24 protein-coding genes and 1 tRNA gene are annotated in these 22,723 nt (G+C 40.3%); 21 read left to right on the top strand and 4 right to left on the bottom strand.

Translation table 11 applies throughout. The features are described 5' to 3' along the window. Positions 1-130: 130 nt before the first annotated feature. A complete protein-coding gene (locus MHI18_RS09685; protein ID WP_340847148.1) occupies positions 131-268 on the bottom strand; it encodes a hypothetical protein in 138 nt (45 codons plus the stop codon). A gap of 269 nt (positions 269-537) precedes the next feature. Here MHI18_RS09685 and MHI18_RS09680 point away from each other — a divergent pair, with 269 nt between their 5' ends. The 8 genes from MHI18_RS09680 to hisIE are packed head-to-tail and all read left to right on the top strand — an operon-like array spanning position 538 to position 6,995. Further along, positions 538-1,716, top strand: a complete 1,179-nt coding sequence (locus tag MHI18_RS09680) for an ATP phosphoribosyltransferase regulatory subunit (RefSeq protein WP_340847147.1) — start codon at positions 538-540, stop codon at positions 1,714-1,716. Then, positions 1,713-2,336: an ATP phosphoribosyltransferase gene (gene hisG / locus MHI18_RS09675; RefSeq protein ID WP_040375810.1), complete on the top strand. Its 624-nt coding sequence runs from the start codon at positions 1,713-1,715 to the stop codon at positions 2,334-2,336. The genes MHI18_RS09680 and hisG overlap by 4 nt, the downstream gene beginning before the upstream one ends. Positions 2,337-2,357: 21 nt before the next feature. Beyond that, positions 2,358-3,626, top strand: a complete 1,269-nt coding sequence (gene hisD, locus MHI18_RS09670; RefSeq protein ID WP_340847634.1) for a histidinol dehydrogenase — start codon at positions 2,358-2,360, stop codon at positions 3,624-3,626. A gap of 26 nt (positions 3,627-3,652) precedes the next feature. After that, entirely contained in the window at positions 3,653-4,240 is a 588-nt protein-coding gene (gene hisB / locus MHI18_RS09665; protein ID WP_340847146.1) for an imidazoleglycerol-phosphate dehydratase HisB, read from the top strand. After that, positions 4,241-4,870: an imidazole glycerol phosphate synthase subunit HisH gene (gene hisH, locus MHI18_RS09660; protein ID WP_340847145.1), complete on the top strand. Its 630-nt coding sequence runs from the start codon at positions 4,241-4,243 to the stop codon at positions 4,868-4,870. 2 nt (positions 4,871-4,872) lie between these two features. Beyond that, the gene (gene hisA, locus MHI18_RS09655; protein WP_340847633.1) at positions 4,873-5,607 is read left to right on the top strand and encodes a 1-(5-phosphoribosyl)-5-[(5-phosphoribosylamino)methylideneamino]imidazole-4-carboxamide isomerase; all 735 of its coding nucleotides are present in this window, start codon (positions 4,873-4,875) and stop codon (positions 5,605-5,607) included. Then, positions 5,608-6,366: an imidazole glycerol phosphate synthase subunit HisF gene (gene hisF / locus MHI18_RS09650; RefSeq protein ID WP_340847144.1), complete on the top strand. Its 759-nt coding sequence runs from the start codon at positions 5,608-5,610 to the stop codon at positions 6,364-6,366. Beyond that, positions 6,363-6,995 (top strand): bifunctional phosphoribosyl-AMP cyclohydrolase/phosphoribosyl-ATP diphosphatase HisIE, encoded by a 633-nt coding sequence (gene hisIE / locus MHI18_RS09645; RefSeq protein WP_340847143.1) that lies wholly within the window; start codon positions 6,363-6,365, stop codon positions 6,993-6,995. Before hisF ends, hisIE begins: the two co-directional genes overlap by 4 nt. A 465-nt stretch (positions 6,996-7,460) precedes the next feature. On the opposite strand, the gene MHI18_RS09640 is transcribed toward hisIE, so the two are convergent. Beyond that, complete coding sequence (locus MHI18_RS09640; protein ID WP_340847142.1) at positions 7,461-8,135, bottom strand: phosphatase PAP2 family protein; 675 nt, start codon at positions 8,133-8,135, stop codon at positions 7,461-7,463. 302 nt (positions 8,136-8,437) lie between these two features. Between MHI18_RS09640 and MHI18_RS09635 the strand changes: the two genes are divergently transcribed. The 7 genes from MHI18_RS09635 (at position 8,438) to MHI18_RS09605 (ending at position 15,047) form a co-directional block, all read left to right on the top strand. Further along, the gene (locus MHI18_RS09635; protein ID WP_340847141.1) at positions 8,438-9,940 is read left to right on the top strand and encodes a tetratricopeptide repeat protein; all 1,503 of its coding nucleotides are present in this window, start codon (positions 8,438-8,440) and stop codon (positions 9,938-9,940) included. Between the two features lie 107 nt (positions 9,941-10,047). Beyond that, entirely contained in the window at positions 10,048-10,998 is a 951-nt protein-coding gene (gene trxB / locus MHI18_RS09630; protein ID WP_340847140.1) for a thioredoxin-disulfide reductase, read from the top strand. A 351-nt stretch (positions 10,999-11,349) separates the two neighbouring features. Continuing rightward, positions 11,350-11,808 (top strand): NUDIX hydrolase, encoded by a 459-nt coding sequence (locus MHI18_RS09625; RefSeq protein ID WP_340847139.1) that lies wholly within the window; start codon positions 11,350-11,352, stop codon positions 11,806-11,808. Positions 11,809-11,853: 45 nt separating this feature from the next. After that, positions 11,854-12,759, top strand: a complete 906-nt coding sequence (gene rapZ / locus MHI18_RS09620) for an RNase adapter RapZ (protein ID WP_340847138.1) — start codon at positions 11,854-11,856, stop codon at positions 12,757-12,759. After that, positions 12,749-13,729, top strand: coding sequence for a gluconeogenesis factor YvcK family protein (locus MHI18_RS09615; RefSeq protein ID WP_340847137.1), 981 nt, complete (start codon positions 12,749-12,751; stop codon positions 13,727-13,729). The genes rapZ and MHI18_RS09615 overlap by 11 nt, the downstream gene beginning before the upstream one ends. Positions 13,730-13,808: 79 nt before the next feature. After that, positions 13,809-14,765, top strand: a complete 957-nt coding sequence (gene whiA, locus MHI18_RS09610) for a DNA-binding protein WhiA (RefSeq protein ID WP_340847136.1) — start codon at positions 13,809-13,811, stop codon at positions 14,763-14,765. 24 nt (positions 14,766-14,789) lie between these two features. Beyond that, complete coding sequence (locus MHI18_RS09605; RefSeq protein ID WP_340847135.1) at positions 14,790-15,047, top strand: HPr family phosphocarrier protein; 258 nt, start codon at positions 14,790-14,792, stop codon at positions 15,045-15,047. Positions 15,048-15,343: 296 nt separating this feature from the next. Here MHI18_RS09605 and clpP read toward each other — a convergent pair whose 3' ends face one another. Continuing rightward, a complete protein-coding gene (gene clpP, locus MHI18_RS09600; protein WP_340847632.1) occupies positions 15,344-16,021 on the bottom strand; it encodes an ATP-dependent Clp endopeptidase proteolytic subunit ClpP in 678 nt (225 codons plus the stop codon). A gap of 234 nt (positions 16,022-16,255) precedes the next feature. Between clpP and MHI18_RS09595 the strand changes: the two genes are divergently transcribed. Next, a tRNA-Arg gene (locus MHI18_RS09595) sits at positions 16,256-16,327 on the top strand. 60 nt (positions 16,328-16,387) lie between these two features. Here the strand turns inward: MHI18_RS09595 and MHI18_RS09590 are convergent. Further along, complete coding sequence (locus MHI18_RS09590) at positions 16,388-17,227, bottom strand: manganese catalase family protein (RefSeq protein WP_340847134.1); 840 nt, start codon at positions 17,225-17,227, stop codon at positions 16,388-16,390. Positions 17,228-17,542: 315 nt separating this feature from the next. Here MHI18_RS09590 and rpoN point away from each other — a divergent pair, with 315 nt between their 5' ends. The 5 genes from rpoN (at position 17,543) to MHI18_RS09565 (ending at position 22,676) form a co-directional block, all read left to right on the top strand. Further along, positions 17,543-18,871 carry an RNA polymerase factor sigma-54 gene (gene rpoN / locus MHI18_RS09585; protein ID WP_340847133.1) on the top strand — a complete coding sequence of 443 codons (1,329 nt, stop codon included), beginning with the start codon at positions 17,543-17,545 and terminating at the stop codon, positions 18,869-18,871. A 16-nt stretch (positions 18,872-18,887) separates the two neighbouring features. Next, positions 18,888-19,130, top strand: coding sequence for a glutaredoxin family protein (locus MHI18_RS09580; RefSeq protein WP_340847132.1), 243 nt, complete (start codon positions 18,888-18,890; stop codon positions 19,128-19,130). Between the two features lie 139 nt (positions 19,131-19,269). After that, on the top strand, positions 19,270-20,292 hold the full coding sequence (locus tag MHI18_RS09575; RefSeq protein WP_340847131.1) for a sugar-binding transcriptional regulator: 1,023 nt from the start codon (positions 19,270-19,272) through the stop codon (positions 20,290-20,292). Between the two features lie 55 nt (positions 20,293-20,347). Continuing rightward, on the top strand, positions 20,348-21,355 hold the full coding sequence (gap, locus tag MHI18_RS09570) for a type I glyceraldehyde-3-phosphate dehydrogenase (RefSeq protein ID WP_340847130.1): 1,008 nt from the start codon (positions 20,348-20,350) through the stop codon (positions 21,353-21,355). 136 nt (positions 21,356-21,491) lie between these two features. Then, positions 21,492-22,676: a phosphoglycerate kinase gene (locus MHI18_RS09565; protein WP_340847129.1), complete on the top strand. Its 1,185-nt coding sequence runs from the start codon at positions 21,492-21,494 to the stop codon at positions 22,674-22,676. The last annotated feature ends 47 nt before the right edge of the window (positions 22,677-22,723 follow it).

Raw genomic sequence — 22,723 nt, 5'->3', positions numbered from 1 at the left:
AGAAATTCGACCGTTCTGCACACCTAATTCCATAAGTCTGCACACATCAGATGTTTGAACTGTGGGTTAGTCTAACCCCGGCTGAAACGCGCATAAAGGCCTGCTTCTTCTTAGAGAGCAGGCCTTTTCTTTATGTATGGTAGATTCCTTTTAATTGCTCGGTTAAAAGATTCATCATCTCATTCAATGAAAGATCTGGCTGGTTGGAGGCTGATTCAAACAAATTTCTTAGTCCCTCAAAAAAATTATCTTGAACGTCCTTATCCATTATAAAAGACTCCTTCGCTGGAAAATAAACAACAGCTTATATCTACCCTGATTCAAGTGGATAATAAACCTATCTGAGTGCATTTTTTTTGAAAATAATTCCTCTCAATTCCTTGACGGAAGTTTGAACGGGGAGTAGACTGATAGTAACTTCACTTTGGTAACATATTAGCGAACTAAAGCGTTTGTTTACTTCGCATATAATTGGGTTAATGATTAAAGTAAGTGAACCCTAGATAGAAGAGTAGATTTAGTAAAGGGTGTGTATTTGTGAGTAAATTATTTATGTTTGAAAAACCTCTTGGTATGCGAGATACGCTTCCACGTTTATATGAAACGAAGGCGGCTGCCAGAGACAAAATAAGTACGGAGATAAAAAAATGGGGGTATCAATTTATTGAAACACCTGCATTAGAATATTATGAAACAGTTGGAGAGGCTTCGGCGATTCTTGATCAACAGCTGTTTAAACTCCTTGATCAGCAGGGTCATACACTTGTGCTGCGCCCAGATATGACAGCCCCCATTGCTCGTGCTGCGGCCTCTAAGATGCTAAAGGAACAGGTGCCGCTTAGACTGGCTTATTCGGCTAACGTGTACCGTGCTCAGCAGAGAGAGGGAGGACGTCCAGCTGAATTTGAGCAAATTGGCATTGAATGTATTGGGAACGATTCAATCAGTGCTGATGCTGAAATGATTACCTTAATGGCGGATGTCTTGCTGGCATCAGGTCTTAAGGACTTTAAAATTTCTATTGGTCATATTGGGTTCCTACAGGAGCTTTTTCTCAGTATTCTTGGAAATGAAGAACGAGCATCGGTACTGCGTAAGTTCCTCTATGAAAAGAATTATGTAGGGTACCGGGAGCATGTTAAATCACTTCCGCTATCTTCTATAGATAAGCAGCGTTTAATTGCCTTTATTTCTTTAAGAGGCGGCGAAGATACTATTTCACGGGCGCTTGAATTACTTGAAAATAGTGTAGGTCAAGAAACACTGTCAGAATTAAAAGAATTAGCACAGCAATTAAAGGCGTATGGCGTGGAAGAATACGTTAGCTTCGACCTTACGCTTGTTAGTCATATGAGTTATTACACAGGTACACTCTTTGAGGTTTATGCAGGGCAGGTTGGTTCTCCAATAGGTAACGGGGGAAGGTATGATAATCTGTTAGCTAAATTCGGCTGGAATGCTCCGGCTACTGGTTTCGCAATTCGAATGGATCGTCTTGTGGAAGCGGTTGGGGCTGTAGATGATAATAATGAAACACAATGCATTTTATTCAGCTCAGAGCGTCGGAATGACGCAATTTCAGCCGCAAGAGCTTTACGTGCCCAAGGGAAGAGTGTGGCCTTACAGGACATCAATTCTGTAACGAATGTCGATGCGTACACGTCTTCATTTGCAGAAGTTCAGTTTTTTGTCGGAAATGGAGGCAGTAAAAAATGAACAGCTTCTTAACGATAGCGATGCCTAAAGGGCGGATTTTTGAAGAAGCAGCCGAACTGCTTCGTAAAGCTGGTTTTCAGCTTCCCCCTGAATTTGATGATTCACGTAAATTGATCTTAGAAGTAGAGGAAGAAAATCTTCGTTTTATCTTAGCTAAACCAATGGATGTTGTAACCTATGTTGAACATGGGGTAGCTGATATTGGGATTGCGGGAAAAGACGTTATGCTTGAAGAAGAACGAGATGTATACGAGCTCCTCGATTTGAAAATTAGTGCTTGTTATCTTGCAGTTGCTGGATTGCCAGGAACGAAAATCAGTGATATATCTCCTAAGGTTGCGAGTAAATATCCGAATGTAGCATCGAGTTATTTTCGGCAGCAAGGTGAACAGGTAGAAATAATCAAGCTAAATGGCTCCATTGAGCTGGCTCCCTTAATCGGTCTTGCCGAACGAATCGTTGATATTGTTTCAACTGGGCAGACCTTGAAAGAGAATGGTTTAGTAGAGTATGCCAAAATAACGGATGTCACCTCAAGACTTGTGGCCAATCCGGTCAGCTACCGTATTAAGGAACAACGAATTACTGAGATTGTCGACAGGCTGGCTGAAATTATATAGGAGTAGGAAGAGGTGACCATGATGTTGATTGAAAAATACACTAAGGGAATTTCTCTGAAACGGTCTGTGGACGCTGGAACTGCTGAACAGCGTAAGGCTGTACAAGAAATTATTGCGAACGTTAGAAAAGACGGCGATCAAGCCTTATACAGTTATACTGAAACATTCGATCAAGTAAAACTTGAAAAACTGGCTGTTTCAGAGGCTGAAATAGAGCAAGCTGTTTCTTCTATTAGTAAAGAATCGTACAGCATTATTTCAGAAGCCGCGGAGAACATTCGCAGCTTTCATGAAAAACAGCTGCGTAATTCTTGGATGACGACGAAGGAATCCGGAACGATGCTTGGTCAAAAGATTACTCCGCTTGATGCAGTGGGTGTCTATGTACCAGGCGGAACAGCTGCCTATCCATCATCTGTTTTAATGAATGTTTTGCCGGCGAAGGCTGCTGGAGTAAAACGGATTGTCATGGTGTCACCTCCAGGTAAGGATGGCCGATTGAGCGAGGCTGTTTTAGCAGCTGCTAAGATTGCAGGCATATCAGAGATATACAGTGTTGGTGGTGCACAAGCGATAGCAGCACTTGCTTATGGTACGGATACGATAGCTAAGGTGGATAAAATTGTAGGACCAGGCAATATATTCGTAGCGCTTGCGAAACGTGAAGTCTTTGGTGATGTGGCGATTGATATGATTGCTGGACCAAGTGAAATTGCGATTCTAGCTGACGAGAGCGCGTTAGCTCCAGATGTAGCCGCAGATTTACTGTCGCAGGCTGAACATGATGTTCGGGCCAGCAGTGTCCTTGTGACTACTTCATCGGTACTTGCTGAAGAAGTTGCTTTAGAAGTGGAAAGACAACTTGAAACACTTCCTCGGCGTGAAATGGCTGAAGCAGCCATTCGAGATTATGGACGGATAATTCTATGTTCAGATATGGACGAAAGCATACATGCCGTGAATGAAATCGCACCGGAGCATCTAGAAATCATTACGAAAGATTCTTTTGAGGTTATGGCGAAAATACGTCATGCGGGTGCTATATTCTTGGGCAGATACAGTTCAGAACCTGTTGGTGATTATTTTGCTGGACCTAATCATGTCCTTCCGACTAACGGTACGGCACGGTTTTCAAGTCCGCTTAATGTCGATGATTTTCAAAAGAAATCGAGTATTATCATGTACAGCGAAACAGATTTTCGGGAAAATGCTGAAAAAATAGCTGGTTTTGCTCGACTTGAAGGACTAGAAGCTCATGCCCGTGCAATTGAAATACGAGACGTAAAGTAAAAATTGACCATAAAAGGAGGAGCAGTATGGAGCGCGTGGGAAGTATTGTACGTAAAACGAATGAAACAGATGTAAAGCTTGAATTTGCCGTGGATGGTGAGGGTAATGCTTCAATTGAGACAGGTGTTCCGTTTATGACGCACATGCTCGACTTATTTACTAAACATGGAAAATTCGACATGATTATCGATGCAAAAGGCGACATTGAGGTCGATGACCACCATACAACGGAAGATATCGGTATTTGTCTTGGACAGGCTTTGATCCAAGCATTAGGAGATAAAAAAGGCATCAAACGGTATGGGAATGCGTTTGTCCCTATGGATGAAGCAATGGCTCAAGTAGTTATTGACCTGAGCAATCGCCCGCACTTAGAATTCAGAGCTGAATTTCCATCCCAGAAGGTCGGTTCGTTTGATACAGAGCTTGTTCATGAATTTCTTTGGAAGCTGGCGCTTGAAGCAAGAATGAACCTTCATGTTATCGTGCACTACGGACACAATACTCATCATATGATTGAAGCGATTTTTAAAGCATTGGGAAGAGCCTTAGACGAAGCCACTTCCATCGATCCTCGGGAAAAAGGGATTCCTTCAACGAAAGGAATGTTATAAATGATTGGCATTGTCGATTATGGCATGGGCAATTTATTTAGTGTAAGCAAAGCCCTTGAACGAATTGATGTTGAGTCATTTATTTCTGATGATCCGGCTGAACTAGTTAAGGCAGACGGAATTTTGCTTCCCGGTGTCGGTTCATTTCGAGATGCGATGAACCTGCTTGAGCGGCAGAAGCTGGACGTGTTTTTAAAGGAATATACCGAATCCGGCGGCTTTCTGTTAGGCATCTGCTTAGGTATGCAGCTTTTATTTGATGAAAGTGAAGAAAATGGACCAACTAAGGGATTGTCACTTATTCCAGGTAAGGTCGTGAAGTTTTCGGGAATAGACAGTAAGGATCAGCCATATAAAGTTCCACATATGGGCTGGAACTACTTGAACTTCCAATATCGCTCACCATTAATAACGGATGTAAAAGAAGACTATGTGTATTTTGTGCATTCCTACTATATCGAAGCTGAGGATCAAACGGTGGTTACGGCGTCTGCCGATTATGATGTTGCTGTACCCGCGATTGTCAGTAAGGGCAATGTTTATGGGATGCAGTTTCATCCAGAAAAAAGCGGAGCGATGGGCATGCAGCTGTTGAAAAATTACATTGAATTAGTGGAAGGGAAGAAATGACGATGGGGAATTTCACGATTTATCCGGCAATTGATATGCGGGGTGGTAAATGCGTCCGGCTCATACAAGGCGACTACAATCAGGAAACAATCTATGGTGATTCTCCGTTCGATATGGCGAAAAACTTTGCTGACCAAGGTGCCGAATGGATACATATGGTTGATTTGGATGGGGCTAAAGAAGGCAGCAGAGTTAATGATTCCTATGTTATCCAAGCGGCTAAGGAGCTATCTTCAAACATTCAAATTGGCGGAGGAATTCGTACAGAAGCAGATATTACGCACTATCTTGAAAATGGGATTGAACGTGTCATTCTCGGCAGTGCGGCTGTATCAAACCCCGCTTTTACTAAAGATATGATCCGTCAATTCGGCCGTCATATTGCGATTGGCATTGATGCCAAAGACGGGATGGTTGCTACTCATGGATGGCTGCAGACTTCTGAAACAAAGGCCATTGAACTTGGGAAAGCACTTGCCGATGCTGGGGCTGAAACGTTTATTGTCACTGATATTGCCACTGATGGTATGTTGGCAGGTCCGAACATTGAAGGTGTAAGAGCCATGGCTGAAGCTACAGGTAAGGATGTCATTGCATCAGGCGGGATTAGTACGCTTGCTGATATCAGTGCATTAAGGGAATATTACAGCAGTGGGATTACAGGTGTTATAGTCGGTAAAGCCCTCTACACAAATCGATTCACCGTTCGAGAGGCACTGGAAAAGGGGCGGATTTAGATGCTTACGAAACGAATTATTCCCTGTCTTGACGTTAAGGAAGGACGAGTGGTAAAAGGCGTCCAATTTGTTTCGCTGCGCGATGCAGGGGACCCAGTGGAACTTGCTGCCTTTTATGACCAGGAAGGTGCGGACGAATTGGTCTTTTTGGATATCTCAGCTTCTCATGAGGGCCGTGAAACCATGGTTGATGTGGTGAAAGAGGTAGCAGGAAGCCTCGCCATCCCTTTTACAGTAGGCGGAGGCATTAATACGCTTGAAGATATGAAACGCTTGCTCAGGGCTGGTGCTGATAAAGTATCATTAAATACAGCTGCAGTCTTACGGCCAGAGCTAATCAGTGAAGGAGCCGATTATTTTGGTTCACAGTGTATCGTCATTGCCATCGACGCTCGTTATGATCCAGACATTAACACGTGGAGAGTATACACACATGGAGGACGAAAGCCGACTGAACGTACGGCTATTGAATGGGCAGTTGAGGCGGTCAGCCGTGGAGCTGGTGAAATCCTACTAACGAGCATGGATTGTGATGGTGAGAAAAGCGGATTCCACATTGAATTAACACAAGCCATATCAGAGGCGGTCTCCGTACCAGTCATTGCGTCTGGCGGGGCAGGAAACGCTGAACATTTTCAAGAGGTATTTGAAGAGGGAAAAGCAGATGCAGCACTCGCCGCTTCAATTTTTCACTATAAAGAGACTTCAGTAAAAGAAGTAAAAATGTTTCTAAAAAATCAGGGAGTGGTTGTACGATGAATATAGAAAAAATAGCTTTTGATGAAAAAGGGTTAGTACCAGCAATAGTTCAGGATGCGAATACAGGTGAGGTATTAACACTTGCCTATATGAATCAAGAGTCGCTTAAGCTTTCCATTGAAAAAGGAGAAACGTGGTTCTTTAGCCGATCTCGGAACGAGCTTTGGCATAAAGGAGAAACAAGCGGCAATACACAGAAAATTAAACAGATTAATTATGACTGTGACCAAGATGCCTTAGTGGTGAAGGTTATTCCTGAAGGACCAGCTTGTCACACAGGGAGCACAAGCTGCTTCTCTGAGACACTATTTGAAGCAGAAGAATCCTCTCCTAATACGCCGGCATCCTTCTTATTCGATCTTGAATCAGTAGTAGCTGAAAGAAAATCAACGATGCCTGAGGGATCATATACCACCTATTTATTTACCGAAGGGGTAGATAAGATCCTTAAAAAGGTTGGAGAGGAAGCCTCTGAGGTCATCATTGCAGCGAAAAATCGCAGTCATGAGGAACTTAGTTTGGAATCGGCTGATTTACTCTACCATTTAATCGTGTTATTCCAAGAGCAAGAGCTGCCGTTGCAAGCAGTCTTAGATGTCTTGAAGGAAAGGCACGCGAAAAAGGATTAATTAATTCTTGAACTAAGGAGATTGGAATTAAAAATTCCGATTCCCTATAAATACTTAGGCGTCTACCTCTGAATACATGGCCGCCTTCATTTTGCGAACCAAATGGTTAGGTGGCACCATTTGATGTAATATAACATTTCAAATGGGGCTCGCTGAATAGAATCATGTTTAGAATGCATCCTCATCGCCTAAGTTTTAATCCTTCTATTTCTCGAGGATATCTAAAAGGTAAAACAAAGTTGATTGGAATGGAAGGTACGAGACTCCTGCGGGAAAAACGTGTCTAGGTGAGACCCTGCAGGCGAAAGCCGAGGAGGCTCACCGACCGCCCGCGGAAAGCGAGTGCCTGGAGTGGAAATCAATGTTCATGTTATACAAATCATAAAAAATAGACAAACTAAGGTTTTCACCCGAGTTTGTCTACAGTCTAAGGAGTCCGCTATGACGGACTCCTTTTTTTTTCAATTATAATTTCATCGTTACACCAGACTGTTGAAGTTTTTTTGCTCTTTTTTTATTTAATCCTCTAGCAAAGCTCCATTGTACTTTAAAGAATAATACATTCAAAATGAAGGTTAATAAAACGGATCCAAGTAAATCATACACAACATGCTGTTTTACAAATAATGTTGACATTATAATTATAGCGCCTATGATATGAATGAGTGACTTTTGGAAGAAATTAGTTTGTTTGATTTGTAAGAAGGCAAGCATGACGATACTTGTTGTCAGGACATGGATGCTTGGAAAGCAATTAACAGGCTCATCATTTCTAAAGATCAAAGCTGTTAACGTTGTGAAAATTGAATTTCCCTGTAGCTCAGGTCTAGGAACCGTTGTCTGGTAAAAGTAATAAATAGTAAAACAGATAACTTCTCCTACAGCAATCATAAGCAGGGTTTTCCAGTAAACAATTCGATCCATAAACCAAAAAAAGAAGATGGCGAGGAACAAATAGGCGTACCAAGCAATGTATGGAATAATAAATACAGTTAAAAATGGAATGTAAGAATCTATCGGGGTTGAAAGTTCAATTGCTTCAGAGTTTCTTAGATTTAACCAACCATATATTATTCCAAGAACCGGAAAAATTGCGAAGCCTAATAAATCAATCATTTTCCCCTTGTTTTTTGTTGCCATATACTTCTCCTTTAGATATTGATTCACTGCAGAATGAACAGCTTTCTACAGATTTTTTTCTGTTTAATAATAATACGGTAAAACCAGATTATTCGAAGAAAAAAGTTTTGCCAGTTAAAAACATTCTCCTAACTAATGGCTATTTAACTGTATCATAGGTACTAGCCAACGATAAAGAAAAATGTCTGAATACGGATGGTTTTTACTAAATAAGTGCACGGCACGAGCATTTGGGATAATACGCAAAATCTATAGATTATGATATACTACTATAGCTAATCAACTTGTAGATGGAGGATTTCATGAGTAAAGACTCTAAATTGGCTCAAACAGCCAAAATATTGACCTTTCACCCAACTGGAGAATATTATTTCGCCAAGGGTTTAAAAGCATATAATAAACGTGAATTATATAAAGCAAAAAAATATCTAGAACGTGCTATGGAGCTAGAACCAGAAGAGCCGATTATTGTTTGCCAGCTGGCAATAACATGTACTGAAATCGGCGATTATGGCTATTCAAATAATCTTTTGGAAAATATTCTTAATATTTTAGATCCATATATGATAGAGTGCCATTACTTTTTAGCTAATAACTATGCCCATCAGGGTATGTTTAAAGAAGCTTTTCTTCATGCGAGTACGTATCTTGAAAAGGAAGAAGACGGAGAGTTTAGTGAAGATGCAGAAGATCTGCTGGATCTAATCACTTTGGAATCAGATGAAACAGAAGAAAGCCTTGCCCTTCAGGATGGGCTTATTGGTAAACAAGAACAAGCTCGAGAATATCTGGAATCAGGCAATTTTCTTAAAGCTGTGGATGTATTAAAGGAAACCATTAATGAATATGAAGATTACTGGTCAGCTTATAATAATCTAGCACTCGCTTATTTTTATTTAGGAAGAGTGGAAGAAGCCTACAGCACATTAGAGGAAGTTCTGACTAAGAGTCCAGGTAATTTGCATGCCCTTTGTAACCTGCTTGTTTTCGATTACTATCAGCAAAAAAATGAAGAAGTGGATAAACTAGTAAACACCTTAGAGAAGGTGCGTCCTATTTTAATTGATCATCGTTTTAAGCTGGGTTCGACTTTTGCTTTAATTGGGAGACATGCACTTGCCTATAAATGGCTAAGGCAGCTGCAAAAAGAAGGATATGAAGGCGACGGGAATTTTTATTACTGGCTCGCAGCATCGGGTTATGAGCTGGGATACGAGGATAGAGCGGAACAAGATTGGAAAAAGGTTGTTAAACTTGACCCGGATAAAGCTGGGCATGAACCATGGTTAGAAGTAAATGCAGCGGTGAATGGATTTGAGCACCACCTTCCGTCGATCCTTAAACGGTTAGAAAGTGAGTTTAAAGAAGAGCGTTTATTTGCGATATTCTTAATCAAGAATTCTATGAAAAAACCAAGTCTCACTAAACACAAATTGTTTACGGATAATTCTCGTTTTTCTAAAATAGAGAAATCGTATCGATCACTGATTCTCAAGAATAATGAAAATCGTGCCGAAGATGCAGTAGATTTCGCTGATCAAACTGCGGATGTATTATATCAACACTTTAATCCGATACAATTTAAAGAAGCTGGTTTGTTTTTGATGTGGTTCGCAGTCTTTATTGAAGCGGTTAAAGAAGAACAAAAACTGACTAATCCATCAGGCTGGGCCGCAGCATGTGAATATATCTGGCACAAGCATGGAAATGTAAAACATAGTCAAACAGAAATCGCTGAAAAGTATTCTATTTCGACAGCCACACTTTCTAAGTACATCAAATTAGTTCAGGCTCTGATCATTTGAGCAGATACTTGGACGGAAAATTATTTGTTATATAGGATATGAGTATTAGGAAAAACTATAAATAAGACAAATTTCTTTCACTGACATAGAACGAAGGAGTGAACCACATGGCAGAAGAAAAAATATATGACGTACTCATTATTGGAGCAGGACCTGCTGGGATGACAGCAGCCGTTTATACTTCGAGGGCTAACCTTTCGACTCTAATGGTGGAACGTGGTATTCCAGGCGGACAGATGGCTAACACAGAGGAAGTTGAAAACTATCCAGGGTTTGACCATATTCTTGGACCTGAACTTTCAACCAAAATGTTTGACCATGCAAAAAAATTCGGTGCAGAGTATGCATACGGAGATGTTAAAGAAATCATTGATGGTAAGGAATATAAAACGGTGGTTGCTGGCTCGAAAGAATATAAAGCACGTGCCGTTATTATTTCTTCCGGAGCTGAATATAAAAAAATCGGCGTACCTGGCGAACAAGAATTAGGTGGACGTGGTGTTTCCTATTGTGCAGTATGTGACGGTGCCTTCTTTAAAGAGAAGGAACTATTCGTCATTGGAGGCGGAGATTCAGCGGTTGAAGAGGGCGTGTATTTAACTCGTTTTGCCTCTAAGGTAACAATTGTTCATCGTCGTGACGAACTTCGTGCTCAGAAAATTCTTCAAGATCGCGCGTTTGCTAACGAAAAAATTGATTTTGTTTGGAATCATACGCTCAAGCAAATTAATGAGAAGGATGGAAAAGTCGGCAGCGTGACCCTTGTTTCTACTATTGATGGTGAAGAAGTGGAACGTAAAGCAGACGGCGTATTCATCTATATTGGGATGAATCCTTTAACCAAACCGTTCTTAAATCTTGGGATTACAAACGCAATGGGATACATTGAAACCAATGAACGCATGGAAACGAAGGTAGACGGTATTTTTGCAGCAGGAGATATTCGCGAAAAATCCCTCCGTCAAATTGTAACAGCTACTGGAGACGGAAGTATTGCCGCTCAAAGCGCCCAGCATTTTGTTGAGGAATTAGCTGAGAGTATGAAATTAAAAGCCTGAATCGCTTACGAAGACACTAAACATTAACATTTCGTAATCGTGTCTTAACTCAAGCGTAATGGTAGTGCAATATAAATTGTTTATAGTTAAGGTAGAAATTGACCCCCTTTTATAAAATATATATTTTTGCCGACACAGATGTTCCCCATCTGTGTCTTTTTTTGTCGAAATCCTTCAATTGAAAACGAGAATAATCAGCAGTGGAGAGGTTGGGGGAAATTCCTAGTCGTTGTTCATTGTGGGTGCCTTTTAAAAATAGTATAATAAAGGAATCTAAAAATAATTTTTAAGGGCAGCGCCCAATTTGAATAGACGATTAGTTTTGAGGCATTTACAATTGAGGTGAATAATGTGCAGCGTGTGACCAATTGTGTACTAGTAAAAGATAATCAGCTGCTTTTATTGAAAAAGCCAAGACGCGGCTGGTGGGTAGCGCCTGGCGGAAAAATGGAGCAAGGAGAGTCTGTTAGAGATGCTTGTATCCGAGAATATCGTGAAGAAACAGGCGTATATTTAAGAAACCCATCACTAAAAGGAATTTTTACTTTCATCATGAAAGAAGAAGATAAAGTATTATCTGAATGGATGATGTTTACCTTTTTCGCAACAGAATCTGATGGAGTTAACGTTGAGGTTTGTGAAGAGGGCGAACTTGCCTGGCATTCAACCGAAGAAATAAAGAATTTAGACATGGCTGAAGGAGATTCTCATATCCTGGATTACATGATTCATGGAACTGGGATTATCTATGGAACCTTCACCTATACACCTGATTTCGAGCTGTTGTCCTATCGACTTGATCCGGGTTAAGTAAAGATAAAGAGAAAGAGAAATAGATACAAGGGGGTGCGGAGTATGGCAAATGGGGATACAAATGAAACGCAGTTAGTCGTGATTACAGGAATGTCTGGAGCAGGGAAAACAGTAGCTATCCAAAGCTTTGAAGATTTAGGATTTTTTTGTGTAGATAATTTACCGCCAACATTACTGCCTAAATTTCTAGAATTAATGAAGGATTCTGGAAATAAAATGAATAAAGTTGCGCTCGTTATGGATCTGCGCGGCCGTGAATTTTTTGATTATCTATTTACAGCACTGGACGATTTAGCCGCTGCTCCATGGATAACACCACAGATCCTCTTTTTAGATGCAGATGATTCAGCGCTTGTACGCCGATACAAGGAAACAAGAAGAACTCATCCGCTTGCTCCATCTGGATTACCTCTCGAGGGCATTCAAATTGAACGTAGCATCTTAGATGAATTAAAGGGCAGAGCTCAGACTATTTATAATACGTCTAAGGTAAGTCCGCGAGAACTACGTGAAAAAATTCTTACCGAATTTTCAGCTGATAAGCAGCCAATTTTCACGCTCAATGTTACATCCTTTGGCTTTAAACATGGTTTGCCGATTGATGCTGATTTAGTCTTCGATGTAAGATTCCTGCCAAATCCCTATTATATTGAACATATGCGTACGAAGACTGGTTTGGAGGATGAGGTATCAAGCTATGTTTTAAAATGGAATGAGACACAGAAATTCCTAGAAAAACTGCTTGATTTACTTAATTTTATGCTGCCTCATTACAAACGCGAAGGAAAGTCACAACTTGTCATCGCTATTGGGTGTACGGGAGGACAGCATCGTTCGGTTGCACTAACAGAATACCTTGCGGATTATTTCAAAGATGATTATGAAACTCAAGTCTCTCATCGTGATATCAAGTTAAAGGCTGGCAAGGTGAATAAAGATGACGAATAAGCAACCGCAGGTAGTGGTTATTGGCGGAGGTACAGGCCTTCCTGTTCTGCTGAGGGGACTAAAAAGTTATCCAGTAGACATTACGGCTATTGTAACGGTTGCAGACGATGGTGGTAGTTCAGGCAGACTTCGCAGCGAGTTAGATATTCCTGCACCGGGCGACATTCGAAATGTACTTGCTGCTTTATCAGATGTAGAACCGCTTGTTGAACAGATGTTTCAGCATCGATTTGCCAGTACTAACGAATTGTCCGGCCATTCCCTCGGGAACCTTCTATTAGCCGCCATGACCTCTATTACCGGTGACTTCGTCCATGCGATTCAAGAGATGAGCAAAGTATTGAATGTCCGAGGTAAGGTGCTCCCATCAGCGAACCAGAGTGTTGTTCTTCATGCGGAAATGGAGGATGGTTCAATTGTTTCTGGTGAATCAAAGATACCGACTGCTGAGAAGAAGATTAAACGTGTCTTTTTAACACCTGAAGAAATTGAACCACTTAGAGAAACGATTCAAGCAATAAGACAGGCGGATTTAATAGTCATAGGTCCAGGAAGTTTATATACAAGCATTCTTCCAAACCTGCTGGTGCCTGGAATTGGTGAAGAAGTCTGCAAATCAAAGGCAAAAAAAGTATATATCTGCAATTTAATGACTCAAGCCGGTGAAACACTTGATTACACAGCGAGTGACCATGTAAAAGCCATTTACAATCATATGGACTGTCATGCGATTGATAGTATCTTAGTCAATAATCAGGATATACCGATTGAGGTACAGAATTTATATAAAGAAGAATCAGCTAAGCCTGTATTCTTTGACGTTGACGAACTCATTGAACTCAACCTGGAAATCGTACAAGGTGAAATCTTTAATTATGAGGAAAATGCCATTCGCCATGATACAAAAAAAGTGGCTGGGTTACTTTATGGTATACTGCTTCAAGAAAGAAAAAGAAAGATTAAAAAATAACGAAATCATATGTCTTGAAACGGCTCTAATTAGTGCAGTCGTCCATGCTTAATAGAATTCGGGCTGGAGGTGTAAATCCATGTCTTTTGCTTCTGAAACAAAAAAGGAATTGACAACACTGGAAGGAAAAGATTGCTGTGACAAAGCTGAGTTGTGTGCATTAATCAGGATGAATGGCTCGATTTCTCTATCAAATCGTAAGCTGGTTATTGATATACAAACTGAAAATGCGGCCATAGCTAGAAGGATTTATAGCTTATTGAAAAAAAGCTATGATGTACAGATGGAGCTTCTCGTTCGTAAAAAGATGAAGCTCAAAAAGAACAATGTTTATATTGTCCGAATCTCAGCAAACGGCCAAGAAATTTTAACGGATTTGCAGATTATTGGAGAAGGCTTCGAGATTCTTCATGGAGTATCATCAAAGCTAATCACCAAAAAATGTTGTAAACGAGCGTATTTACGTGGTGCTTTCCTTGCTGGCGGTTCTGTCAATAATCCAGAAACGTCATCCTATCATCTCGAAGTTTCATCATTATATAAAGAACACAATGATACTCTTTGTGAATTAATGAATAAATTTGACTTAAAAGCTAAAACATTGGAACGGAAGAAAGGCTTTATTGTCTATTTAAAAGAAGCCGAAAAGATTTCTGATTTCCTAACGATTGTCGGCGGACATTCTGCGTTATTACGTTTTGAGGATGTTAGGATTCTGCGTGATATGAGGAATTCCGTCAACCGTCTAGTCAATTGTGAAACGGCAAACTTAAATAAAACCATCGGTGCTTCTCTGCGTCAGGTTGAAAATATCCGCTATATTGAAAAAGAAGCTGGTCTTAGTATGTTACCGGATAAACTTCGTGAAATTGCTGAGCTTAGAGTCGCCTACCAAGACATTACGCTTAAAGAGCTGGGGGAAATGGTATCCGGCGGTAATATAAGCAAATCAGGTATTAATCATCGACTGAGAAAGATAGATGAAATTGCTGATAAGTTACGAGGCGGAGAAGGACTCGCAAGCCAAAAAGCATGACTAAAATAGATAGGATGGGATTAAATGGTTGTGAAACAAGTAGAAGTTCTTCTGAAATCAGGTCTGCAAGCTAGACCAGCAGCGTTGTTTGTCCAAGAAGCAACGCGCTTTAACTCTGACGTATTTCTTGAAAAAGACGGAAAAAGAGTCAACGCTAAAAGCATTATGGGGTTAATGAGCCTGGCGGTCAGCTCAGGAGCTACCATCTCTCTAATCGCAGACGGCAAAGACGAAGAAGAAGCAATCTCTACTCTACAAGCGTTTATTGAACAAGAAGGATAATAGTTAACCACCATCCCTTACTGAAAGAGGATGGTGGTTTTTTATTTAGATACGAAAAGTGGGCTGATCAGCCAGCAACAGATTTTTGGCAGCTGCCCAGACAGAAAAGCGCTAGGGAAGAATAAATTGAAGTTCGGGCAGAATGACTAGCGGGTAGGTAAGAATGGGGTTGGTTAAAGATGACGAAAAACCAGTAAACTTCCAAAGTACACGAAAAAAGATTGGCAGACCCGGAAGAATTGTACCCATAAATAAAAAAAGCACCGATATGTAGCTATCGGTGCTCTTAGGTAAACTTATTTATCTAACTTTTTTTCAACGTCTTCTGAGATACTACGAGTAATGACTTTGTCGATCAAGCCATATTCCACTGCTCTTGAAGCTGTCATGAAATTATCACGCTCAGTGTCTTTTTGAATGATTTCCATTGGTTGACCTGTGCGTTCTGAAAGAATTTCATTTAGTTTATCACGTAAGTGAAGAATTCGACGAGCTGCAATTTCAATCTCAGTAGCTTGACCTTGTGCTCCTCCAAGTGGTTGATGAATCATTACTTCACTATTCGGAAGGGCAAAGCGTTTGCCCTTTTCACCCGCTGCGAGTAAGAAAGCACCCATAGATGCTGCCATACCGATACATACTGTTGATACATTTGGTTTAATATATTGCATAGTATCGTAGATCGCCATACCGGAAGTGATGCTGCCGCCAGGGCTGTTGATGTATAAAGTAATGTCTTTCTCAGGGTTTTCTGCTTCAAGGAATAGAAGCTGAGCAACAATTGAGTTAGAAACATTATCATCAATTGCGCTTCCAAGCATAATGATACGATCTTTCAATAGGCGTGAATAAATATCGTAGGCACGCTCCCCGCGACTTGTTTGTTCAATAACTGTAGGAATTAAATTCATGCTTTCTTCCTCCTTGGTTTTAACGAGTAATTTAGGTTCCTGGCAAGGAAATCCTTTATGTATGTATGATACACTTTTTGGTCAATATAGGTCAAACAAAACAGCCTTTATTTTCCCTATATTGTTCGACAATAACCTTACTAGCTGTTTCTGTAATTCTATGTAGAAAAAATAGCCGTTTAACGGATATGAATTCCTTTATACAGAATACCCATGTATGGATTATTTAAAACGTGCTTTCCTCTTGCAAACTTACCTGTTCTAGCATATAATTAATCTCGTTGTTGAATTTATAAAGCCCTCGTAGTGCAACGGATAGCACGCAAGCCTCCGAAGCTTGAAATGCAGGTTCGATTCCTGCCGAGGGCATCAGTTCTATTAATGGTATAAATAGTGAAAGCCCCTTTCCAAATGGAAAGGGGCTTTCACTTACTTGTCCGTTGCTTTCCCATCTAAATCATGATGTAATTCGGCAGCAGGAATGGTTGGGTTAGGGACTTGTCCTTTCGCAACTGGATTCGCAATATAGACAAAGTCGCCTGTTCCATCAGGGGCGCTTCCTTTCGCCCAGAGGCCTTCGCCTGATTCTTCCCCTTCTGATAGGTTCCAGAATTCATAGGCTTCTTTCTGAGACTCCATTTCTGCTTCTGGAGGGAAGGAAGCTGGAACAACGACACCATTCTTCTCTTCTAATTCAGCAATGGCTGCCATCCATTGATACTGATGGTAACGATCGCGGGCAAGCATTTTACGGAAAGTTGCTCGAACACCTTCGTCTTTTGTCATGTGATATAAACGCGCAACTTGCAGACGACCTTGGCTTTCTGCATGTAAATTTGAACGCATATCCGCTAACAGGTTTCCACTCGCTACGATATATGAACCGTTCCATGGAACACCATTTGAGTTAGTAGGCAAGCCGCCAAGCCCGCTTACTAGTAAGTGTTGGGGATTAATTCCTCCCATAATAGCTGCTGTTGCCGGATCTTTTGCCGCTTCTGCTTGATCTGCAGGTGAAGCTCCATCGAGCAATTGGCTGATTAGTGAACAAAGCATTTCTACGTGACCTATTTCCTCAGTTCCAATATCCATTAGCATATCTTTATATTTTTCTTCTCCGCGGCAGTTAAAGCCTTGGAAAAGATATTGCATCATAACGGTCATTTCACCGAATTGGCCCCCGAGTACCTCTTGAATTTGACGAGCTAACATTGGATCCGGACGATCTACCTTAACTTCAAATTGTAATTCTTTTTGATGACGAAACATAAAAAAATTCCCTCCTCATTTATGTGTGAATTTACACTTTTTTATTTCCCGCTTGTTTCTATATAAAACCACTTAAAGAAAAAAATTTAGGTTAAAAATGAAAAATATTGTAAAATCAGGTCAAAGGGAAAACGAATGATATAAAATGATGCGGAGGATCTTCTTTTTTGTATTATAATGATCTTCATTTGCATATAAACTAGAAATAACCCTGTCAACCGGAGTTAATTCCATAAAAACGTAAGCGCTTTCAACGATATTGCTATTCTGTTTTCTTTTGTTGTTGTAAAATTGAGGGAATGGAGGTCATAATGAATGGATATGAAAATGGGGCTTTTTCAACAGCAAACCTTAAAGTTAGCCATGACTCAGGAATTGAGCCAAGCGATTGCGCTTTTGCAATATTCTGCTCAAGAGCTGCAGGAATACTTAGATAATAAGCTGCTGGAAAATCCACTACTGTCTCTCGAACATCCATCTCAAGTAACATATGAACCAATGTTTCGACAAAATAAGAAGCGCACACAGTCAGGAAACAAAGATGCCGCATATTGGTTAGAACAAATTGGGGAAGAAACTACTTCTATTGAAGCAGACTTGTTGTCTCAACTAAATATCCATGAGCTGACAAAGCAACAGGAGTCGATTTTTCTGCAATTAATTCATAATCTTGATGGCAATGGATACTTACGAATCAATATTGAAGAAGTTGCGGAGACGAATGGTATCTCTTCAATGGAAGTGGAGGAGTACCTTGAGGAGTTACAACAACTTGAGCCCTATGGAATTGCCGCGAGGAATTTGCAGGAATGTCTCTTCATACAGGCTAGGCTCGATGGATCGAATGAATTGGCTGAATTGATACTCGAACATCATTTCCCCCCTTTTGTCGAAAAGAAGTGGAAAGGGATAGCAAAAGACCTTGGTGTCTCCATGCAGGACATTCAAGGTGTTTTCGATTATGTACAGGGGTTAAATCCTCGACCGGGAGCACATTATAGCATGGATCGCCCTGCTTACATCGTACCTGACGTTGTTGTAGAAAACCGAGGGGGAAGATTAGTGGTTGGTGATTATGATGGGAATTCACCAAGACTTAATGCGGATAAAACTTATCTTAAGAACTTAAAAGAATGTAAAGATCAGAATTTGAATCGATACTGGCAGGAAAAGTGGCAGGAGTATCAATGGTTATCGAAGGGCATTCAGCACAGAAAGGAAACGATACTAAACGTGATGGGGAAGATTGCTGAAAAGCAAACACAGTGTTTCTTAACTGGAATGAATGAACTAAAGCCTATGACGATGAAGGAAGTTGCAGATGAACTCGCCATTCACGAATCCACGGTAAGCAGGGCAGTAAAGGAAAAATATGTGCAGACACCCTTTGGCACATTTGAAATGAGAGAGTTTTTCTCATCCTCTCTTCAATCAACCATGGATGAAGAGATATCAGGGAAGAATGCAAGAAGTGCACTTGAAAAGATGATTAGCAAAGAGAATAAACAAAAGCCGCTTTCGGATCAGGAGTTATCAGCGCGGTTGCGAGCTGAACAAGGAATTATTCTGTCCCGTCGTACTGTGGCAAAGTATCGGGATCAGTTAGGTTTACCTTCTTCATCAAAACGTAAAAGATATGAATGAAAAGGATGAAACAATCATGGGAAAAACGGATTTAGTATTATACACCAGAGAAAAATGTCCGCTTTGTGACACGGCAAAAGGGATTTTAGAGGACTTTTCAAAAGAGACTGGAATGCGCTATCAAGAAATTGATATCTATTCTGATGACCAATTAACCGAGGATTATGGGCTGATGATCCCTGTACTTACATGGAAGAGTGAAATTATTCAATACGGAAGAATTGAAAAAGCAGCTCTTTATTCTTTTGTTGAAAATTAATGAGGTTTAAAGTTGTATAAAAAGAAGTTTCCTGTTACTATATGAGTGTAGCAGGAATATTTTTTTGCAGTATGTGGGACACTAAATGTCTACGCGGGACTTAAACAGTCCAGCGGGTATATTTAAGGGGTTTTATAAAATGGATTCAATTATAGAGGTACAAAGAAAATTATTACCTGATTTGCTTTCCATTATGCAAAAACGTTATCACATCCTGCGTACGATTAAATTTATGCAGCCAGTAGGAAGACGAAGTCTGGCAACAGGTATGAGTCTTACGGAACGAACACTTCGCAGTGAAATTGATTTTTTAAAAGATCAAAATTTGGTGGAAGTGTACAGCTCAGGTATAAAGCTTTCAAACGAAGGAATGGAAGTTCTGGAAAATTTGGAAGGAATAATGCGTGAGATAACGGGTATAAACGTAATTGAAAAGCAGTTAAGTAAAAAGTTAGGCTTGACGGAGGTCATTATTGTCCCCGGAGACTGTGATCAGTCACCTTGGGTAAAAAGTGAACTTGGAAAAGCTTGTGCAGCACGTATGAAACGGCAATGGAAAGAGAAACATATCATTGCGGTAACTGGTGGATCGACGATGGCAGAAGTTGCCGGCGAACTTACACCTGGAATGCAATCTGAAAAAGTGTTGTTTGTTCCTGCAAGAGGCGGTCTTGGTGAAGAAGTTCATAACCAGGCTAATACGATTGTAGCGAAAATGGCAGAAAAAGCAGAAGCGGCCTATAAGGTCTTGTATATTCCAGATCAAGTTAGCGGGGAAGCCTATCTTTCCTTTATGAAGGAACCCATGATTAAAGATGTTATTTCTTTAATCAAATCAGCTGGTATGGTGATTCACGGGATTGGTGACGCACTTGCAATGGCTAACCGAAGAAAAACATCCGCTGAAATCATGAACGTGTTGAATGAGGGGGAAGCTGTTGGCGAAGCCTTTGGTTACTACTTCAATGAATATGGTGATGTCGTTCATAAAGTGAAGACGGTTGGCATTCAGCTTGAAGATCTTGATTCAACTAAAACAGTTATAGCTGTTGCAGGCGGCAAGTCAAAAGCAAAAGCCATACGCTCTTATATGAAGAAAGCTCCTTCATCAACGATTTTAATAACGGATGAAGCAGCAGCGCTTGAGGTAATAAAGGGATGATTTTTTCCCTTTTATATAATATATATGCTCTTAATTTAAAGGAGGAATTTTTCACATGGCAATTAAAGTTGGTATTAATGGATTTGGACGTATCGGACGTAACGTACTTCGTGCAGCATTAAAAAACCCTGGTGTAGAAGTTATTGCAATCAACGACTTAACTGATGCTAATATGCTTGCTCATCTTTTACAATATGACACAATTCACGGTACACTACCTGAAACGGTTTCAGTTGATGGTGAATACCTAGTAGTAGACGGACACAAAATCAAAGTATTAGCAGAACGTGATCCAGCACAATTAGGTTGGGGCGAGCTTGGCGTAGAAGTAGTTGTTGAATCAACTGGACGCTTCACAAAACGCAATGATGCTGCTAAACATCTTGAAGCTGGCGCTAAGAAAGTTATCATTTCTGCTCCAGGTTCTGATGAAGATATCACAATCGTTATGGGTGTTAACGAAGAGAAATATGAAGCAGCTAACCACCATGTTATCTCTAATGCTTCATGTACAACAAACTGTCTAGCACCGTTTGCTAAAGTACTTAATGATCAATTTGGAATCGTTCGTGGTATGATGACAACTGTTCACTCATACACAAATGATCAACAAATCCTTGATCTTCCACACAAAGATTACCGTCGTGCTCGTGCAGCAGCAGAAAATATCATTCCTACAACTACTGGTGCAGCTAAAGCAGTAGCACTAGTATTACCTGAACTTAAAGGTAAATTGAATGGTATGGCTATGCGTGTTCCAACACCAAACGTATCTGTTGTTGACCTTGTAGTTGAATTAGAAAAAAATGCTACAGCTGAAGAAATCAATGCAGCATTCAAAGAAGCTTCTGAAGGAGATCTTAAAGGAATTCTTGCTTACAGCGAACTTCCATTAGTTTCTCGTGATTATAATGGAGCTCCTGCTTCTTCAACTATTGATGCTTTATCAACAATGGTTCTTGATGGAAATATGGTTAAAGTTCTTTCTTGGTACGATAACGAAACTGGCTACTCTAGCCGTGTTGTTGACCTTATCGATTATATCGCTAAAAAAGGATTGTAATCAGCTCGTTTTCATCTGAAAAGATGAAGACAGTTTATAAATAAAAAAAGAAAAAGGGGAGTTGGGATAATTACCCTCTCTCCTTTTGTCTGATAAATACAGTGAAAAACACATTTGTTTAGAGGAGGTCACATTGATGAATAAGAAATCAATTAAGGATTTAAACGTAGCTGGTAAACGTGTGTTTTGTCGGGTAGATTTCAATGTACCCATGCAGGATGGAAAGGTATCTGATGATACAAGAATTAGAGCTGCACTGCCAACTATTCAGTACTTGGTTGAACAAGGAGCAAAGGTTATCCTTGCCAGTCACCTAGGACGTCCAAAAGGTAAAGTTGTTGAAGAACTTCGTTTAACACCAGTTGCTGAACGCTTGAGTGAACTATTGGGTAAAAAGGTAGAAAAGGCAGACGAAGCATTCGGTGACCAAGTAAAATCCCAAATTGACAGCCTGACTGATGGTGATGTCCTTCTTTTAGAAAATGTACGTTTTTACGCTGGAGAAGAAAAAAATGATGCAGAACTTGCTAAGTCTTTCGCAGAGCTTGCGGATGTTTATGTAAACGATGCATTTGGTGCAGCACACCGTGCCCACGCTTCTACAGAAGGAATCGCACAGTACTTGCCAGCTGTTGCAGGCTTATTAATGGAAAAAGAACTAGAAGTATTAGGCAAAGCATTATCTAATCCTGAACGTCCGTTTACAGCTATTATTGGCGGAGCAAAGGTAAAAGATAAAATTGGCGTAATTGATAATCTTTTAGAAAAAGTGGATAACCTAATCATCGGCGGCGGTCTTGCGTATACATTTGTTAAAGCTACTGGCCATGAAGTTGGTAAGTCACTTTTAGAAGAAGACAAAATTGATTTAGCTAAATCATTCATTAAAAAGGCAGAAGAAAAAGGCGTTAAGCTTTATATGCCAATCGATGTAGTGGTAGCTGATGATTTCTCTCCAACTGCTAATACTAAGGAAGTTGCGATTGATTCTATTCCTTCAGATTGGGAAGCACTTGATATTGGACCAAAAACAAGTGAACTATATGCAGATGTAATCAAAAACTCAAAACTTGTCATTTGGAATGGACCTATGGGCGTTTTCGAATTTGACTTATTTGCAAATGGAACAAAGACGGTAGCTATGGCTCTGGCAGAATCTACTGATACTTATAGCGTTATTGGCGGCGGCGATTCAGCTGCAGCAGTTGAAAAATTCGAATTAGCTGATAAAATGTCGCATATTTCTACTGGCGGCGGAGCTTCTCTTGAATTTATGGAAGGCAAAGAGCTTCCAGGCGTTGTCGCATTAAACGATAAATAAAACTAATCAAGCTAATGAAGTTTGGATTAGATTAAGAAAGGGTGCAG

It is taken from the genome of Peribacillus sp. FSL H8-0477, assembly GCF_038002765.1.
Lineage (GTDB): Bacteria > Bacillota > Bacilli > Bacillales > DSM-1321 > Peribacillus.
Note: the sequence above shows the minus strand (reverse complement) of the source record. Positions and strands in the feature narration are given on the sequence as shown.

Coding starts and splice junctions, on each gene's coding strand:
- trxB (WP_340847140.1), top strand. CDS start 10,048: ATGGCAGAAGAAAAAATATATGACGTACTCATTATTGGAGCAGGACCT.
- MHI18_RS09575 (WP_340847131.1), top strand. CDS start 19,270: ATGGATTCAATTATAGAGGTACAAAGAAAATTATTACCTGATTTGCTT.
- gap (WP_340847130.1), top strand. CDS start 20,348: ATGGCAATTAAAGTTGGTATTAATGGATTTGGACGTATCGGACGTAAC.
- MHI18_RS09580 (WP_340847132.1), top strand. CDS start 18,888: ATGGGAAAAACGGATTTAGTATTATACACCAGAGAAAAATGTCCGCTT.
- hisB (WP_340847146.1), top strand. CDS start 3,653: ATGGAGCGCGTGGGAAGTATTGTACGTAAAACGAATGAAACAGATGTA.
- hisG (WP_040375810.1), top strand. CDS start 1,713: ATGAACAGCTTCTTAACGATAGCGATGCCTAAAGGGCGGATTTTTGAA.
- hisF (WP_340847144.1), top strand. CDS start 5,608: ATGCTTACGAAACGAATTATTCCCTGTCTTGACGTTAAGGAAGGACGA.
- MHI18_RS09640 (WP_340847142.1), bottom strand. CDS start 8,135: ATGGCAACAAAAAACAAGGGGAAAATGATTGATTTATTAGGCTTCGCA.
- rapZ (WP_340847138.1), top strand. CDS start 11,854: ATGGCAAATGGGGATACAAATGAAACGCAGTTAGTCGTGATTACAGGA.
- hisIE (WP_340847143.1), top strand. CDS start 6,363: ATGAATATAGAAAAAATAGCTTTTGATGAAAAAGGGTTAGTACCAGCA.
- rpoN (WP_340847133.1), top strand. CDS start 17,543: ATGGATATGAAAATGGGGCTTTTTCAACAGCAAACCTTAAAGTTAGCC.
- hisD (WP_340847634.1), top strand. CDS start 2,358: ATGTTGATTGAAAAATACACTAAGGGAATTTCTCTGAAACGGTCTGTG.
- MHI18_RS09685 (WP_340847148.1), bottom strand. CDS start 268: ATGGATAAGGACGTTCAAGATAATTTTTTTGAGGGACTAAGAAATTTG.
- MHI18_RS09590 (WP_340847134.1), bottom strand. CDS start 17,227: ATGTTTCGTCATCAAAAAGAATTACAATTTGAAGTTAAGGTAGATCGT.
- MHI18_RS09565 (WP_340847129.1), top strand. CDS start 21,492: ATGAATAAGAAATCAATTAAGGATTTAAACGTAGCTGGTAAACGTGTG.
- whiA (WP_340847136.1), top strand. CDS start 13,809: ATGTCTTTTGCTTCTGAAACAAAAAAGGAATTGACAACACTGGAAGGA.
- MHI18_RS09635 (WP_340847141.1), top strand. CDS start 8,438: ATGAGTAAAGACTCTAAATTGGCTCAAACAGCCAAAATATTGACCTTT.
- MHI18_RS09615 (WP_340847137.1), top strand. CDS start 12,749: ATGACGAATAAGCAACCGCAGGTAGTGGTTATTGGCGGAGGTACAGGC.
- hisA (WP_340847633.1), top strand. CDS start 4,873: ATGGGGAATTTCACGATTTATCCGGCAATTGATATGCGGGGTGGTAAA.
- hisH (WP_340847145.1), top strand. CDS start 4,241: ATGATTGGCATTGTCGATTATGGCATGGGCAATTTATTTAGTGTAAGC.
- MHI18_RS09605 (WP_340847135.1), top strand. CDS start 14,790: ATGGTTGTGAAACAAGTAGAAGTTCTTCTGAAATCAGGTCTGCAAGCT.